The sequence below is a fragment of the Streptomyces sp. NPDC097640 genome (assembly GCF_040302705.1).
In the GTDB taxonomy this organism is placed as follows: domain Bacteria; phylum Actinomycetota; class Actinomycetes; order Streptomycetales; family Streptomycetaceae; genus Streptomyces.
In genome coordinates this window covers 60634-75315 of record NZ_JBEOSB010000009.1, presented here as the reverse complement: position 1 = coordinate 75315, position 14682 = coordinate 60634, and the positions used below count along the sequence as shown (strand labels likewise).

At 68.9% G+C, this 14682-nt stretch carries 17 protein-coding genes; 9 read left to right on the top strand and 8 right to left on the bottom strand.

All coding sequences use genetic code 11. The annotated features are described in order from the left end of the window. Window positions 1-49: 49 nt before the first annotated feature. The gene (locus ABTY62_RS15995) at window positions 50-409 is read right to left on the bottom strand and encodes a nuclear transport factor 2-like protein (protein WP_352130006.1); all 360 of its coding nucleotides are present in this window, start codon (window positions 407-409) and stop codon (window positions 50-52) included. Between the two features lie 23 nt (window positions 410-432). After that, a complete protein-coding gene (locus ABTY62_RS15990) occupies window positions 433-1236 on the bottom strand; it encodes an SDR family oxidoreductase (protein ID WP_352130005.1) in 804 nt (267 codons plus the stop codon). A gap of 112 nt (window positions 1237-1348) precedes the next feature. On the opposite strand from ABTY62_RS15990, the gene ABTY62_RS15985 reads away from it, so the two are divergent. Continuing rightward, window positions 1349-1867 carry a winged helix-turn-helix transcriptional regulator gene (locus tag ABTY62_RS15985; RefSeq protein ID WP_352130004.1) on the top strand — a complete coding sequence of 173 codons (519 nt, stop codon included), beginning with the start codon at window positions 1349-1351 and terminating at the stop codon, window positions 1865-1867. A 57-nt stretch (window positions 1868-1924) separates the two neighbouring features. Here ABTY62_RS15985 and ABTY62_RS15980 read toward each other — a convergent pair whose 3' ends face one another. The 4 genes from ABTY62_RS15980 to ABTY62_RS15965 all read right to left on the bottom strand — a co-directional run bounded on the left by ABTY62_RS15980 (window position 1925) and on the right by ABTY62_RS15965 (window position 5820). Continuing rightward, window positions 1925-2755, bottom strand: a complete 831-nt coding sequence (locus ABTY62_RS15980; protein WP_352130003.1) for an LLM class F420-dependent oxidoreductase — start codon at window positions 2753-2755, stop codon at window positions 1925-1927. Beyond that, complete coding sequence (locus tag ABTY62_RS15975) at window positions 2752-3762, bottom strand: zinc-dependent alcohol dehydrogenase family protein (protein WP_352130002.1); 1011 nt, start codon at window positions 3760-3762, stop codon at window positions 2752-2754. Before ABTY62_RS15975 ends, ABTY62_RS15980 begins: the two co-directional genes overlap by 4 nt. 123 nt (window positions 3763-3885) lie before the next feature. After that, window positions 3886-4887, bottom strand: a complete 1002-nt coding sequence (locus ABTY62_RS15970; protein WP_352130001.1) for a zinc-dependent alcohol dehydrogenase family protein — start codon at window positions 4885-4887, stop codon at window positions 3886-3888. A 144-nt stretch (window positions 4888-5031) separates the two neighbouring features. Next, on the bottom strand, window positions 5032-5820 hold the full coding sequence (locus ABTY62_RS15965; RefSeq protein ID WP_352130000.1) for an N-acyl homoserine lactonase family protein: 789 nt from the start codon (window positions 5818-5820) through the stop codon (window positions 5032-5034). Between the two features lie 351 nt (window positions 5821-6171). Between ABTY62_RS15965 and rpmG the strand changes: the two genes are divergently transcribed. Genes rpmG through ykgO form a run of 3 tightly spaced genes read left to right on the top strand, consistent with a single transcriptional unit; the run spans window position 6172 to window position 6805 of the window. Next, window positions 6172-6336, top strand: a complete 165-nt coding sequence (rpmG, locus tag ABTY62_RS15960) for a 50S ribosomal protein L33 (protein WP_352129999.1) — start codon at window positions 6172-6174, stop codon at window positions 6334-6336. Window positions 6337-6386: 50 nt separating this feature from the next. Next, on the top strand, window positions 6387-6647 hold the full coding sequence (locus ABTY62_RS15955) for a type B 50S ribosomal protein L31 (RefSeq protein WP_352129998.1): 261 nt from the start codon (window positions 6387-6389) through the stop codon (window positions 6645-6647). A gap of 35 nt (window positions 6648-6682) precedes the next feature. Continuing rightward, window positions 6683-6805: a type B 50S ribosomal protein L36 gene (gene ykgO, locus ABTY62_RS15950; RefSeq protein ID WP_030322549.1), complete on the top strand. Its 123-nt coding sequence runs from the start codon at window positions 6683-6685 to the stop codon at window positions 6803-6805. Between the two features lie 241 nt (window positions 6806-7046). Here ykgO and ABTY62_RS15945 read toward each other — a convergent pair whose 3' ends face one another. Further along, entirely contained in the window at window positions 7047-7412 is a 366-nt protein-coding gene (locus ABTY62_RS15945) for a hypothetical protein (protein ID WP_352130250.1), read from the bottom strand. Between the two features lie 181 nt (window positions 7413-7593). Between ABTY62_RS15945 and ABTY62_RS15940 the strand changes: the two genes are divergently transcribed. The 4 genes from ABTY62_RS15940 (at window position 7594) to ABTY62_RS15925 (ending at window position 10927) form a co-directional block, all read left to right on the top strand. After that, window positions 7594-8475 (top strand): aminoglycoside phosphotransferase family protein, encoded by an 882-nt coding sequence (locus tag ABTY62_RS15940; protein ID WP_352130249.1) that lies wholly within the window; start codon window positions 7594-7596, stop codon window positions 8473-8475. A gap of 76 nt (window positions 8476-8551) precedes the next feature. Beyond that, window positions 8552-9274: an alanyl-tRNA editing protein gene (locus tag ABTY62_RS15935; RefSeq protein ID WP_352129997.1), complete on the top strand. Its 723-nt coding sequence runs from the start codon at window positions 8552-8554 to the stop codon at window positions 9272-9274. Beyond that, complete coding sequence (locus tag ABTY62_RS15930; RefSeq protein WP_352129996.1) at window positions 9274-9849, top strand: helix-turn-helix domain-containing protein; 576 nt, start codon at window positions 9274-9276, stop codon at window positions 9847-9849. The genes ABTY62_RS15935 and ABTY62_RS15930 overlap by 1 nt, the downstream gene beginning before the upstream one ends. Before the next feature lie 19 nt (window positions 9850-9868). After that, window positions 9869-10927 (top strand): threonine aldolase family protein, encoded by a 1059-nt coding sequence (locus ABTY62_RS15925; RefSeq protein ID WP_352129995.1) that lies wholly within the window; start codon window positions 9869-9871, stop codon window positions 10925-10927. 238 nt (window positions 10928-11165) lie between these two features. Here the strand turns inward: ABTY62_RS15925 and ABTY62_RS15920 are convergent, their stop codons facing one another. After that, complete coding sequence (locus ABTY62_RS15920) at window positions 11166-13871, bottom strand: AAA family ATPase (protein WP_352129994.1); 2706 nt, start codon at window positions 13869-13871, stop codon at window positions 11166-11168. A gap of 428 nt (window positions 13872-14299) precedes the next feature. Between ABTY62_RS15920 and ABTY62_RS15915 the strand changes: the two genes are divergently transcribed. Further along, the coding region (locus tag ABTY62_RS15915; protein WP_352129993.1) for an FG-GAP-like repeat-containing protein at window positions 14300-14682 on the top strand (383 nt) is incomplete at its 3' end.

The window sequence follows — 14682 nt, the reverse complement described above, 5'->3', positions numbered from 1 at the left end:
CCGCCACCTACTGAACCGGGGCCGATTCCCGCCGTGCCGGGGCCGCGGGTCAGGGTTCGATGAGAAGGTCCTCGATGAGGCCCTCGCTGAGGGTGAAGCGGTAGTGCAGGTCCACGACCCCGCCTGGGAAGTTGCCCTCAAGGTGGTGTGTGGCGACGTAGTGGGCCGCGTCGATCTTCAATGCCCCGGTGAGTTCGATCGTGTACGTGTATTCGCCGGCGGAGCGGGTCAGCCAGGTCTCGATCGCCGGGGCACCCCGGTGGTCCCTGCCCTCGTCGGTCACGGTGGCGTCCGGGTGGAAGGCGCTGAGTGCGCCGGCGGTGTCTTTGCCGCGGTGGGCTTCCAGATAGCGAGTGATCACCTCGGGCAGGGCGTTGGGGGCGATGTTCTGAGGCTGGTCGGTGTGCATGGCGGTTCCTGGGAGTCGGAGGTTCATACGGTGGGGATGGTGCCGCCGTCGATGACGTGCTCGGCGCCGACGATGGCGGAGGCGCGGTCGGAGGCGAGGAAGGCGACGAGTTCGGCGACTTCTTCCGGGCGGTTGGGGCGGCCCAGCGGGATACCGCCGAGGGAGTCCATGAGCTGGTTCAGTGCCGCTTCGTCGGTGGTGCCGGCGTTCTCGGCCATCCGGGCGACGAGGTGGTCGGCGGCGGCGGTCTGGACGAAGCCGGGAGCAACGGTGTTGACACGGATGCCGTGCGGGGCGACCTCGTTGGCCAGGCCCTTGCTGTAGGTGGTCAGCGCGGACTTGGCGGCGGCGTAGGCGAGGGTGCCGTTCCACAGCGGCATGCGGCGCTGGATCGAGGAGACGTGGATGATGACGCCACGGCCCGCTTCGATCATGGCGGGCAGCAGGCCACGGTCCAGGCGGACGGCGGCGAGGAGGTTGAGGTTGAGTTCCCTGGCCCAGTCGTCCTCGCCGAGGACCGCGTATCCGCCCGAGGGTGCTTCCGAGCCGCCCAGGTTGTTGACCAGGATGTCGACGCCGCCGAGGCGGTGGAGGGCTTCCTCGATCACGGTGGCGGCACCTTCGGCGGTGGCCAGATCCGCGGTGATGATGTCTGAGGCCGCGACGCCGTCCGGGCGGCTGCGCGCGGTCACCAGCACGGTGGCGCCGGCCTGGGCCAGGCGTCGGGCGACGGCCGCACCGACGCCTTTGGTGCCGCCGGTGACCAGGGCGCGTCGGCCCTCCATGGATTCGCTGACTTCGCTGACTTCGCTGACAGGTGTGGTCATGACGGGCTCCGTTTCCGTGTGCGGGCAGGCGGGACCACCGCGCCCACCATTACTGCTAAAATAGAAGCTACTAACTTCGACTTTAGCAGTAACTCTGCGGAGGTGGCTAACCTTGGCAAGCCGCATCAGGGCGGAAGACCTCGAGTGCCCGCTGTCCACGACCGTGCAGCACGTCGGCGAGTGGTGGACGCTGCTGATCCTCCACGACGCTTTCGACGGCTACACCCGCTTCGACCAGTTCCAGGAGAACCTCGGCATCTCCACCAGCATGCTCACCGCGCGCCTCAAGACTCTGGTCGCCGACGGCCTGCTGGAGCGCCGCCCCTACCAGACCAACCCCGTCCGCTACGAGTACGTCCTGACCGACCTGGGCCGCACCCTGCGCCCGGTGATCATCACTCTGGCGGCTTGGGGCAACTCCCGCCTCACCCCCGAGCAGCGCAGCATGATCCTGATCGACACCGGCAGCGGCGAAGAAGTCGACCCCGTGGTTGTCGATGCCAAGAGTGGCCGCCGCCTCGACGACGGCCACGCATACGTATTTGCCGCCGGCCCCGCCGCCAGCCCCGCCATGAGGGCCCGCTACCCCCGTACCAACGCGACCACAGCCGATGCCGCACGCACCACTTGACGTTCGTCTCGCCAACAGGCGCCTTGACCAAGTCCGCCACAGGTCGCCTACACACGCTCAGCGCAGACGGCTGCCGAGGCTCAGGGCGATATGGTCCACGGTGGTGGTCATTCTTGCGGTGTCCTGGGGGCGGACCCAGAACAGGACGCGGTCCACTCCGGCGGCCGCGTAGGCGTCGACGTCGTCGAGTTCGCCGCCGAAGAGGGTGACGGGGATGGGCTCGTCGGTGCCGGGTTTGCGGGCGGTCTTCTTGAACTCGGTGATGTGGTCGAGGACGTCGGGGCGGAGCATGGGGATCCATTCGTCGCCGTAGGCGATGACGCGCTGGGCGACGTTGGGGCCGTTGCCGGCGACGAGGATGGGCGGGTGCGGTTTCCGGAGGGGCTTGGGCCAGGACCTGATGCGGTCGAAGCTGACGTGGTCACCGTGGTACGAGGCGATGTCGTGGGTCCAGATCTGCCGCATGGCCTCGACCCGTTCGCGCATGACCTTCCACCGGTGGTCGGGGTCGGTGCCGTGGTTGCGCATCTCCTGGTTGATCCAGCCGGGCCCGACGCCGAAGTTCATCCGGCCGCCGGACAACACGTCGACGGAGGCGACCTCCTTGGCCGTGATGATCGGGTCGCGTTCGGTCACCAGCAGGACGGCGGTGCCGATCTGCAGAGTGGTGGTGGCCTGCGCGATGGCGCCAAGCGCGACGAAGGCGTCCATGCCGTTCTTGAACTCCGGCGCCAGGTTCATCACGTCGTAGCGTTCCGGGGTGACGGCGGGGATGTGGGTGTGGTCGGGCATGAACAGCGACTCGAAGCCGCGGTTCTCCAGCAGCACGCCGAGGTCGCCGGGCGGGATGGCGTCCTGGGTGGGGAACATGATGAAGCCGAACTTCATGACCGGCCCTCGGGCTGGTCGACGGTGATGACGATCTTGCCGACCTGGCCGCCGGCCTCCAGGTAGCGGTGAGCGTCGGCGATGGCCTCCAGGGGGAAGGTCTTGTCGATCACGGGGGTGAGCTCGCCCTTGGCGAGGCCGTCGCTGACGAACGCGACCGCTTCGGCCCGGCGCCGGTCGTCGGCGGTGATCTCGAAGAGTTCGAACCCGCGGATGGTGAGGTGCTTGAAGAGGACCTCACCGACGTTCAGCGGAGTCGGCGTGCGGTCGAGAAGGCCGTAGAGGACGATGACGGCTTCGTGGGCGGCCGCCTTGACCAGGTCGGCCAGAGCCGGACCCCCGACGGGGTCGAAGATGACCCGGGCGCCCTTTCCGCCGGTCAGCTCCCCCACGCGCGCGGCGACGTCCTCCTCGGCCGTGGCGATGACCGCGTCCGCCCCGGCCGCCAGGAGCTGCTCGCGCTTGGCGCTGGTGCGGGTCAGGGCGATGGCCCTGGCCCCGGCCTTGTGGGCGACCTGGATGGCCGCCAGGCCGACGCTGCTGGACGCCGCGGAGATCACGACGGTGTCCCCGGCCCGGACGCCCGCGAGGTCCACCAGGCCGCCGTAGGCGGTGACGAACTGCATCCACACCGACGCGGCCTCCTCGAACGACAGACGCTCGGGGTGCGCGACGACCGCGCCGGCGGGCGCGAGGATCGCCTCGCCGTGCACGGGATAGTCGGTCATGGCGAACGAGGGCACCACACTGACCGCCTCGCCCACGCTCAGCCCGCGCACGCCCTCCCCGAGGGCTTCGACCACACCCGCGGCCTCGTACCCGATCCCGGAGGGGAAGACGGGGTCGATGCCGTACTGGCCGAGCCGGAACATCGACTCCGCCCGGTTCAACCCCAGCGCCCGGGTACGGATCAGGACCTCGCCCGGCCCCGGCACGGGGACAGGAACCTCCTCCAGACGCAGGACCTCGGGCCCACCTGTCTCATGGAAACGCACAGCGCGGTTCATATCTGACTCCTTGAATGCATGTGATCGACATGGACCCCGTCTCCGGAGGCGGCGGACCGCACAAGGCCTCGGGGCCGGGGTGTGTCCGGCGCGGGGCCGGGAATGTGTCAGGCCGGGGATGTGTCAGGCCGCGCCGTGGCTGACGGTGACGACGATCTTGCCGACCTGGCCGTTGGCCTCCATGTAGCGGTGAGCCTCGGCTATCTCGGTGAGATCGAAGGTGCGGTCCACGACCGGGGTGAAAGAGCCCGAGGCCAGGCCCGCGTTGACGAACGCGACGGCGCGGGCGAGGCGCTCGGGGTCGGTAGTGATCTCGAAAAGGGTGTAGGTGCTGCTGTTGAGCGCGGGGAAAGCCTGCGCGTTCGGCAGCGGGGTGGTGCGCGGGTCGAGCGCACCGTAGACGACCAGGAAGCCGCCCGGGGCGATGCCCTGGGCGAGGGACTCGACGCCGGGGCCGGCGATCGGGTCGAAGACCAGGCGCACGCCCTGCCCGCCGGTGATCTCCCTGATCCGGGCGGGCAGATCCTCGTCGTCGGTCACGATGACCTCGGCCGCGCCCGCGTCCAGCAGGCGCTGCTTCTTGCCCGGGCCGCGGGTAGTGGCGATCGGGATCGCGCCGATGTGGCGGGCGATCTGGACCGCCGCAAGACCGACACTGCTGGAGGCCGCGGTGATCAGCACGTAGTCACCGGGGCGCACCCGGCCGCTCTCGGCCAGCGGACCGTAGGCGGTGATGTAGGCCATCCACACGGCTGCTGCCGCGGTGGCGTCGACGTTCGCCGGTCGGAGAACCACGGCCGACGCCGGAAGGACCACGTGGTCGCCGTAGGTGCCGTACTCGCTCTGCAGGAACGCGGGCACGACAGCGACCGGGTCGCCCCCGGCGAACGACTCCACGCCCTCGCCAACGCCCTCGATGATGCCGGCGGCCTCATAGCCCAGCGTGGAAGGGAAGACCGGCTGGTAGAAGTACGCGCCGTCCCGGTACATGATCTCGGCCCGGTTCAGGCCGATCGCATCGACACGGATACGCACTTCACCCGCGCCCGGAGCGCGGTCCTCGACCTCACGGAGGGAGAGAACCTCGGCGCCGCCGAGACGGTCGAACTGTACGAGCTTGGCCATGGTGCACCAGTCCACAAGAGAAGAAGGTGGGTTAAAAGCCGCATTCATGACGCGACACCATCCACACTGCCCCATACTTCGATGGAGGTCAAATTTTGAGCGTCATCGAAATATGTACCCGGGATGCGCACCCGGCCCGCTCAGTCATTTCAGGGTGGTCGGCCCGCGGAAACGCAGCCAGTCGCCGAAGTCGTTGCCGATCCACACGTCGGCGTCCTCTGCCGCCGCGAGGTCCTTCACATTGCGCATCGCCTGCGCGGCGAGCGTGCGGTCGGCGTCCAGTGGCATCGGGGTCTCCGAGTCGTACTGGGCCCGCAGGTGTGCGGTGTCGCCGGTGAGGAGGACGGTGCGGGACGGCAAACGGAGCAGGACCGCGTAGTTGCCCATGGTGTGGCCCGGCTCGGCGATGAGCCGCATGCTTGCGTCACCGAACAGGTCCACGTCCCCTTCGAGCAGCCGCCACGTGCTGTCGAGCACCGGGGCGAAGTCCCCTGGACGTACCACGGGGTCGACGCGGGTTCCGTTCATGACCCCCTGCACGTTCTCCCAGTCGGCCCTGCCGATGTGGAGGATGGCCTGAGGGAAGTGAGGGAGCCCCCCGGTGTGATCGAAGTGGTCGTGGGTGAGAACCACGTGGGTAACGTCCTCCGGGCGCTTGCCCACCGTGGCGAGCTGGTCGATGACGGACTTTCCCCGCTCGCAGCGGGCGATCGCGAAATCGCGGAGGTCCCCGTAGACCGCCTCCCGCCCATATTCCGGCCCGCCGAAGCTCTCCGGGGCCAGCCCGGTGTCGATCAACACAAGACCCTGTTCGTGCTCGATCAGAAAGGTAGGCACGGAAAGGTCGCGGATGCCGCTGCCGTCGACCATGACGTCGCCGGCAGCCATGTACAGATGAGCGCCGTCCAGGGCGTGGAGGGCGGTGGCGGACATTGTTGATGCGCCCCCTTCGAAAATCTCTGCCCCTGTCTCCAGTGAATAGCTCCGGAGGGAGCCTCGCAACCGCCGGCCTATTGGTGTCACTCATAGACCGGTGACCGTGAAACGCTCGGCTAATACCTCGGCAGCACTTTGACGTTTTCCCTTTTCCGCTGCCCTTTTTGCCACGGTGCCCACGACACCGGCAGCCTGTCGGCGGCCGTGCGCGCCGCCCGGGAGCGCGCGGCGGTCGGTGCTCGCTGAGACGGACACCACCGGGAATGTAGCGCCGGGTCGTGTGGTTGAAGGGGACATCTGACATGGCCGAGTCATTCGAGACTCGGGTGGTGGCGAAAGGAGTCCCCCATGGCACGCAGCACCACGCGGCCCGTCGTCAAGCTGAAGTCGACGGCCGGTACCGGAGTCACCTACGTGACCCGCAAGAACCGTTTGAACGACCCCGACCGGCTGGTCCTGCGCAAGTACGACCCGGTGGTCGGCGAGCACGTCCTGTTCCGCGAAGAACGCTGACACCTGCCTCCGTCGCCCGGCGACGGAGGCCCCCTGAGGAGGCACAACCCATGAGGTCCGGCATCCACCCCAGCTCCCGCCCCGTTGTCTTCCGCGACCGCGCATCGGGATTCCAACTGCTCACCCACTCCACCATCGACGCCCAGCAGACGGTCGAGTGGGAGGACGGCGCCACGTATCCGGTCGTCGACGTCGAGATCTCGTCGGCGAGCCACCCGTTCTACACCGGCACCTCGCGGGTCCTGGACACCGCTGGTCGGGTGGAGCGCTTCGAGCGGCGCTACGGCCGCACCGCTCCCATTCGACACTGACGGCCGGACCCGTTCGATCCTGGAAGGGGACAGCGATGAAGGTACGCAAGTCCTTGCGTTCCTTGAAGACCAAGCCCGGCGCCCAGGTGGTCCGCCGCCGTGGCGTGACCTTCGTGATCAACAAGAAGGACCCACGCTTCAAGGCCCGCCAAGGCTGACCGCTCACCCGTCGGCAGACTCACGGCCCGGCACCGCGCACACGGTGCCGGGCCATGGTCTTATCAGCCCGATATTTCAGCCGGCGCCGCGAGTCTCCGCAGTCGGAAATAATTACAGTAGTTGGATGACTCGGGGGATCCGCCGACGTCACGTGCAGGTAATTCTTTGGCCTGCCCTTTGAGGCAAGGCCGTTAAAATGGTCACCTTATATGGCCCGGGAGATTGCCGACAGTACCCGCTCTATTGGGTCTCCAGTTCTCCGATCCGCGCCAGCGTCGTTCCCCTCTTCGGGCATACCCACACCGCCGTGTCCGTGCGGACTGTCGCCGTCAGCGGATGCGTGTCCGGGTGTGTCGGGCACTGTGGCCAGACCGCCGATGCGCCTTCACTCCATAGCGCCTCCACCGCCCATTCCTGGACCTGATCTGCCAGGTTCGCCAGCCGCTCCGCGGCGGTGCCACCAGGTGGTGAAGTCAGGCCCTGGCCCGAGCCGTCGGGGGCGAAGAGCATGATCCCGTACGTGTCGTCCACACGTACCTGCGGCTGCACCGCGCACTGCGCCTGGAGGTCCCGCAGGACCGTCTCCAGAGTTTCGGCGAATTCCATGTCGTCCACTGGGGCTCCTGATCACATCGCAGAGGGCTGTCCCGCAGTCTCCACTGTCCCTGAAGCTTGCGTTTCAGCGGCCGCCTCAACTCCTGCGCCGCGGGCCGGGAGCGGCGGAAAAGTGGTGGACAAAGATCGCGCCGGCGGCAGACTGACCCGTGTGAAACGACTGCCGGTGGATGTGGAGAGCGTCACTACGCGGTTGGTACGTCGATTCGGTCCCCAGGTTGCCGAATGGTGCGCTGACACGCCGGATCTCATCGCGCGGCTGACGTCCCACTGGGGACTTTCGCTTTCGCTCGGTGAGTCCCTCCCGGACGGTGCTTCGTCGGTCGCGTTGCGGTGCCGTTGGCCCGACGGCGCGCCTGCGGTGCTGAAAATCAGTCCGGAGCGGGCCCTTCTGGCCGAGCAGGTCGACATGCTGGGGTGGTTCGCCGCCTCGGGCCGGGTGCCCTCTGTGCTGGCCGTCGACGAGGAGGCTGGCGCAATGGTGTTGGAGGAGATCGTGCCCGGAACGCCGGCGGAGGACATGCCTGCCGCTTCGCTTCCGGAACAGTGGTCGGATCTGCTCGCCGCCTTGCACGGGGTCGCTCCGCCTCCGCTGCCGACGCGTGTGCTGCGTGGGCGGTGCGAGGAGGCCTTCGCCCGGGTCGGCAGGCGGCTGTCCGAGCCTGCGATCAGTGCACGGATGGACGTCACCGCGTGGGACAGGGCCATCCAGCGGTGCGAGCGGCTGCTGGACACGGAAGCGACAACCGTGTTGCTCCACGGTGACCTGCACCTGGGCAACGTGCTCGACGCCGGCCCGGACCGCGGTCTTATGGCCATCGATCCGAAAGCCTGTGTCGGTGATCCGTGCTTCGACGCTGTGGACTACGTCCTGGCCGGCGCCGGGCTGGAGGGCGTCGAGACCCGCTGCGCGCGCGTGGCGGCGGCGTGCGGCCTCGATGGCGACCGGCTCCACGCCTGGAGCCAGGTGATCGCGCCGTTTGCGGCCATCGCTCACCTCGGTGGCGGTGGTGAGAAACCGGTGATCGATGAACTGCTCGCGTTGACTCGGTGAGCACACCCGGTCTTCGCTCGTTCATTATGCCGAACGATTAGTTCAGCACTCTATCCGAGTTCGTTATACTGAACGTATGATTCATTTCACTGGGATCAGTCGAGACGCTGTACAGATCAGCACCTATCTCGATGACACCTACCTGGAACAGGCCGATACGCGGGTGATCGCGGTCGGCCACCGCGACGGGTCGCCCTGGGCGGCTGTCGAGCACTGTCCGTTCCATCCGCAGGGCGGCGGCCAGCCCGCCGACCGGGGCTGGCTGGAGGACGCGGAGATCGTTCCGGTCCGGGACCGCGAGTCGGGGCTGATCGTGGCGATGGCGCCGGAGGGCGGCAGCCTGCCTCTCCTCGCCGAGGGGCAGCGCGTACGGGCGCGGATCGACCCGAAGGCGCGCATGGCGCATGCCGCGCTGCACACGGCCGGACACCTGGTCGAGGCTGTGGGGCGGATGCAGGGCTGGGAGACGGTGAGCAACAACCACTTCCCAGGTCAGGCGCGGATCGAGTTCCAGGTGCCGGAGACGGAGACGCGGTTGGCCGATCCGGATGGCCGGGATGAGGCGACCGCCACCCTGCGGGCTTCGGTGGCGGCGGCGATCGCTGACGATCTGCCCGTCTTCGCGCGGTACGAGGGCGAGGGGCGGCGCGTGGTGCACCTGCACGATCTGCATGCCGCGCCGTGCGGGGGCACCCATGTGCGCAGCCTCGGCGATCTGGCCGAGGTGGTCCTGCCGACACTGAAGATCAAGAAGGGGCGCATCCGCGTCTCCTACACCGCCGCCCACAGGAGTCTTTGATGGCAGCCTCTGTGTCCGGTCGGCAGCCGGCGAGCAGCACCGCCGCCGCGGTCGGTACGAAGATCCGCCTGCGCCGCCAGCAGCGCGGTATGAGCGCGGCCGAGATGGCACGGCGCGCCGGGCTGAGCAAGGCCACTTTGTCGCAGCTGGAAGCGGGCAAGGGCAATCCGACGATCGACACCCTGGACGCGATCGCCATCGCGTTGAGCATCCCGCTCGCCGACCTGCTGGCACGGGAGGCCGACACCGGCCCGGTCTACCGGCCCGGTACGGTCGCCGAACCCGGCGAAGTCTCCCGAGAGCTGCTGCGCCGCATCAGCAGCGGCAACAGCCTGGAGATCTGGCGCCTGCGTGTTCCGCCCGAGACGGAGCTGCCCGGCGTGCCCCACGCCACCGGCACGATCGAGCATCTGCTCGTCTCGACCGGACACATGACCGCCGGTCCGGTCGACGCGCCGCAGGGCTTGGGCCCCGGCGACATGCTCGCCTTCGCGGGCGACGCCCCTCACTTCTACCGCACCGACACCGAGCCTGCGGACGTCACCGTCGTCCTCGCCTCCCCCATCAGCACCTGAAAGCCAGAGAACCCTCCCCATGAGCACCACCGCAGTCACCCCGTCCGGCCGCGCCTTCATCAGCGACAACATGGCCGGCGCCTCGCCCGAGATAGTGCGGGCCGTCGCCGCGGCAGCGGCCGGGAACGCCCCGCCCTACGGCAACGACCCCTTCACCGACAGCGCCCGCCGCAAGCTGAGCGAGATCTTCGAACGGGACGTCGATATCTTTCCCGTCTCCACCGGAACCGCCGCGAACTGCCTGGCGCTGGCCGCACTCACCCCGCCCTGGGGCAGCGTGCTGTGCCACTCCGACAGCCACATCAACAACGACGAATGCGGCGCGCCCGAGTTCTTCACCGACGGCGCCAAGCTCGTCACCGTCCCCGGCGACGAAAGCAAGATCGACCCCGACGCCCTGGGACGGGCGGTGCGCCGCCGGGCCGGCGACGTACACAGCGTCCAGCCGTCCGTGCTGAGCATCAGCCAGGCCACCGAAAGCGGCAGCGTCTACACCCTCGACGAGACCCGCCGCCTGGGCGTCATCGCCAAGGACGCGGGACTGCGCGTCCACATGGACGGCGCGCGCTTCGCCAACGCCCTCGACCATCTCGATGCCACCCCGGCCGAGATGACCTGGAAGGCCGGCATCGACGTGCTGTCCTTCGGCGCCACCAAGAACGGGGCCATGACCGCCGACGCCATCGTCTCCTTCGACCCCGCGCTGGCCACCGAGCTCGCCTTCCGCGCCAAGCGCGCCGGTCAACTCGCCTCCAAGATGCGCTTCCACGCCGCCCAGCTCGACGCCTACCTCACCGACGACCTGTGGCTCGGCAACGCCCGCCAGGCCAACGCGATGGCCGCCCGGCGCGGCGACGGCCTCAAGGCCATCCCCGGCACCGAACTCCTGGGCAGCCCGCAGGCCAACCTCCTCTTCTGCCGCCTGCCCCGGCACACAACCGAGCAGCTTCTCGCGGAGGGCTACGCCTTCTACCACGACCGCTGGGCACCCGGGATCGTCCGGTTGGTCACCTCCTTCACCCACACCCCGGACGACATCGACCAGCTCCTCGACGCGGTCCGCCGCCACACCCCATAGCGCTGATCGAATCGGGCGACAGGGGCCTCCACTGATCGCTGCCCAGCGGCTGGGGTCGACGTCTCGGTTCGAACGAGAGACGGGCCGGGTGCGCCCCGGCCTTGGTTGTTGCCGCCCGCCCCGAGCGCCGGATGTGCAGTCGGCGTGTGCCGTGATCGAGGAACACCAGCGCGCACACCCGGCGCAGGCCGATCAAGTCGACGACCGGATTCCGACACCCACGGGCCCGGCCCGGTTCTCATTCGTCCGCAGCCTCATCGGCGGCGCCAGGGGCGACCGCGAGGACCTTCCGCAGTTCTCTTCGGCTGGTCACGCCGGTCTTGCGGTAGACCCGGTAGAGGTGGTTGTCGACGGTTCGCACGGTGATGCCGAGTTGCCTCGCGATGTGCTGACTGCTCTCTCCGGCGGCGGCACGGCGTGCGATGTCGCGTTCCCGATCGGTCAGCTCGGGCGTTCGGCAGGCGACGATGGCGGGGGTCGTGACGCCCTCGCAGTGGTGCGCGAGTCGGTGGCATCGGTCGGCGGCCCGCTGGGCGTCCTGCGTGCTGCCCTTGCGTAACCACAGGTCCGCCGCGTGCCCGGCGGCCTCGGCGGCGTGGAGGCGCATGCCGATGGTGTCGAACGCGGTGCAGACCTGCTCCATGGCGGCCGCGTCTCGGGTGGCGAGTGCGTCGGCGTGTTGGGCATAGATCCTGATGTGCGGGGTGTCCGAGGCGGTGGCGAGCTCCATGAGCCGGCCGGAGACGGCCGCGGGACGGCCGAGCCGTACGGGTATGTGCAGCAACTCCGCTTCCCAGAGCTGGACGTGCTCGCGCCGCGCGTCGTCGGCCGCGCGCATCGCCTGTCGCGTGGCGTCGCGTACCCGGCCCTGAACGGCCAGGATCCACGGCCGGGCCATCGAGAAGGCCGGGATGTGGAGGATGCGATAGGACTCCACGCGGGCCAGGTGCGCCTGGTCGAGCAGCGTCTGCGCCTTGGCCGGGCTGCCGGTCAGCGCTTCGATGGTGGCCCATTCGCCGAGCAGCAGCGCCTGCTGACCCCAGGTGGTGTCGTCGCGCAGCGTGGACGCTGCCTCCCGCATGTGCCGCCGGGCGGATCGCAGACGTCCCCGGCGGGCGGCGATCCTGCCGAGGTAGAACTGCCAGGCGCCCTGGCTGCCGACCCAATGGACGTCCTGTGCGTGCTGGTACTGGGCGGTGGCGGTCGCTTCGGCTTCGTCCAGTCGGCCCGCGAAGGCCTGCGCGGTGGACGACCAGCTCAGCAGACCGGCTCGTAACATCGGCAGGTCGTCCTCGCCCGGCAGCATCGGCAGTGCCGATTCGATCAGCTGCAACGCGGCCCCTGGCCGTCCGTGGCAGAAATGATCGATGCACTCCGCGTAGTGGATCCGCACGGCTGTCCGCGGGTTCGGTGATCCACCCTGCCGTGCGCGGGCGATGGCCTGCGTATATGCCGGCCAGTCGGCCTGCGCCGCGAGCAGGACGGCCTGTAGCGCCGCCAGTTCCGCACACGCGGCGCTGTCGCTCATCGCCTGTTCGGCGCGGCGCAGCAGGTCCAGTGCGTCGGAGGGCCGGTCCAGGGACAAATACATGTTGGCGGCGCGCAGTTGCACCGACCGCAACTGATCGCGATCGGGCGTAACGGCGTGCGGCAGGCCGCTGTGGGCCTGCTCCGCCTGCGCACCGTGCCCGGTGTGGCCCAACGCAACAGCCAGTGCCCGCCGGGCCGGCGCGCCGCCGCCGGCGTCACAGGCCGCCTTGGCCAACCGGGCCGCCAGAGTGAAGTCCATGGTCATGATGGCATGGCCGGCCGCGGAGAGCAGAAGCTGCGGATCGGTGAGATCGCCGGCTTCGAGCCGCCAGCCGCCGACGCGTGCCAGGTCCTCGCGTCGGCGCATGCCCGTCCGTTGGACCGCCGCGGCCAGATCCCGGCAGTACCGCCGCCGCCGGTGAGGCGGCGTCCGCCGACGCAGCACCTCCCCGTAGAGGGGATGGGCCAGCCGTACCTGTGCGCGCCAGCCGTCCTCCTCGTTCGTGATGAGGCCGCGGCGGTCGAGTTCGTCCATCACCGCGGCGCCGGTGAGCTGTTCGAGGACCGTCACACCGAGCGGCTCCCCGAATGCCAGCAGTTCCGCGGCGCGCGACACGTCCGAAGGGAGCTGTCCGATACGGCGACTCACCAGATCGATCAGTTGCTCACTGACATCCAACGCCCCCTGCCAGCGCCACACCTCCGCTGTGACCGCCAGTGCCCCGGAGGCCAGTCCCGCGTCCGCGAGCTGCTGCAACCACAGGGCATTGCCGCCGCTGTACTTCCACAGCCGGCGCGCGGTCGCGCTCTCCACCGGGCCGCCCAGTGCCCGCTCGAGCAGGAGACCGACGGAATCCGGGCTCAGCTCGGGCACGTCGACCCGGCTGGCGTAGCCGCCGCGCAGCAATGCCGTGATCGCGTCCGGCATCGGCACACCGGAACGTGCGGTGACAACGATCCGGATGCCGCCACGTACCGCCAGTTGCAGCAGCAGGGAGGCGGATCCGGTGTCGAGCAGGTGCACGTCATCAACGAACAGGATCTGTCGTCCTTCGTGGGCATGGGCAAGCAGGGCATCGGCGAGGATCCGCAGAAGATTGGGGCGCCCCTCGGCAGCGGGCAGCGTCGCCGGTAAGAGGTGCGCCATAGCCCCGAAGGGGATCTGCGAGGCGCTCTGGGAGGCCGGTGCCGCCAGTACCCGCCCCTGCGATGCCGCGGCCCGGGACAGCAGCTCGCGGGCCAGCCGGGTCTTGCCGACACCGGCGGGACCGGCGATCAACAGAGCAGGCCGGTCCGGGTGCTCCAGCAGCGAGAGCAACTCGGCCAATGTGTGGTCCCGGCCGGTGAGCGGCCAAGACCCCGGAGACGGACCCGGGCCTCCCAGCGGCGCCGGACGCTGTTCCCGATCTTCCATCGAGCCCTCCTGCGCGGACCAGCCCCACCCTCGGGCCCCGCGGGCCCATGGCCGGGATTGAGTATCAGATTACTCACGACACGACGTCGCTCCGGGGATAGTTTCCTTCCAGGTGCCCGTGCATGAGGCACGCAAGGGGGGACAGCGCCGCCGGACTCGCCGTCCGACGGCGTCCCCGACCTGATCGAGAGCGGAATCAGCCGCTATGGCACCCCGGTGTGCAGGCCGTTGCCTGTCTGCACCGGAAGAACGGCATGCCGTATCCGGAATTTGATGGACCGCCGCAGGCCCCCCGGGGCGGATACGCATCGCGGCGGACACTGTGACGCATTGTCCATGGAGGGACCGTGAAGGCCAATACTCGCACTACCGTCCTACGATGCCTCGGAGACCGCCGCGGACGGCGGCGGCTCGGGGCCCTGACCACCGTGCTGTTCGCCAGCACCCTGCAACTGTTGAACCCGACTGGCGCTGCGGCCGCGACCGGCGCCTATAGCTCTTTCGGGGTGGCCGACTGGGACCGCGACCAGCACCAGGACATCATCGCGCGCAACAACGCCACCGGCGACCTATGGCTCTACCCCGGCACCAGCCAACGCGGATACTCCAACCAAACACCCGTCAAAATCGGCAACGGCTGGAACGGATACACCCCCTTCGGAACAACCGACTGGGACCACGACCAGCACCAGGACATCATCGCCCGCAACGACACCACCGGCGACCTATGGCTCTACCCCGGCACCAGCCAACGCGGATACTCCAACCAAACACCCGTCAAAATCGGCAACGGCTGGAACGGATACACCCC